Annotated in this window: 1 protein-coding gene; it reads left to right on the top strand. The window is 58.6% G+C overall.

The features are described 5' to 3' along the window. Window positions 1–261, top strand: a 261-nt coding sequence (locus AAEZ09_RS28585) for a Mur ligase family protein (protein ID WP_350601710.1), incomplete at both ends; no start/stop codon positions are given.

Below are 261 nucleotides of genomic sequence, written 5' to 3'. Positions count from 1 at the left end.
GATTGGCGGTGTGCCTCAGAACTTCTCGGTGTCGGCGCGCCTGGGCCAGACACCGTTTTTTGTGATCGAGGCCGATGAATACGACAGCGCCTTTTTCGACAAGCGCTCCAAGTTCGTCCACTACCGCCCGCGCACGGCGATCCTCAACAACCTTGAGTTTGATCACGCGGATATCTTCCCCGATCTGCCGGCGATTGAGCGGCAGTTCCACCATTTGGTGCGCACCATTCCCAGCGAAGGCCTGGTCATTCATCCCACCAC

The sequence above is a fragment of the Pseudomonas sp. 65/3-MNA-CIBAN-0223 genome (genome assembly GCF_040310425.1).
GTDB lineage: Bacteria > Pseudomonadota > Gammaproteobacteria > Pseudomonadales > Pseudomonadaceae > Aquipseudomonas > Aquipseudomonas gregormendelii.
Note: the sequence above shows the minus strand (reverse complement) of the source record. Positions and strands in the feature narration are given on the sequence as shown.